This window comes from Edaphobacter sp. FHG110511_03, from assembly GCF_059115365.1.
This window is the reverse complement of record NZ_JBZYWL010000068.1, coordinates 1-359: the sequence shown is the minus strand read 5'-3', so window position 1 is coordinate 359 and position 359 is coordinate 1. Positions and strand designations below refer to the sequence as shown.

Here is a 359-nt window from a genome sequence, read left to right as displayed (position 1 = left end):
TATTCCTACGTCGACAATAACTATTTCCGGCTTCAGCCTGATTGCTTCGACGACAAGAGTCCTGCCATCCGAAACCACTCCTACAATTTCGAGCGCCGTACTCAAATAAACCCTCAAGGCATCGGAAAAAATCACGTGGTCATCCGCGATCAGGCATCGTGGACGGGCCCGGTTCGTGGGAATCCTCTCCATGACATGCCAACCTTTCGACGGTCAGAGAGCCCGATAAATGCGCACCATCATACGCCAGTTTTCGGCATTCAATTTAATAACAGATATTTGGCGTCTCCAACGCTATAGTGACAAAACTCTATCCAAGAACTATTTGGCGCGTTCTGTTGCGCGGTGTCTAACAAGGA

General features: G+C 49.0%; 1 protein-coding gene. It reads right to left on the bottom strand.

Annotation, left to right across the window (positions count from 1 at the left end; translation table 11 throughout):
* Positions 1 to 192, bottom strand: a 192-nt coding sequence (locus AC5S26_RS29975; RefSeq protein WP_494188611.1) for a response regulator, incomplete at its 3' end; no start/stop codon positions are given.
* Positions 193 to 359 lie beyond the last annotated feature (167 nt).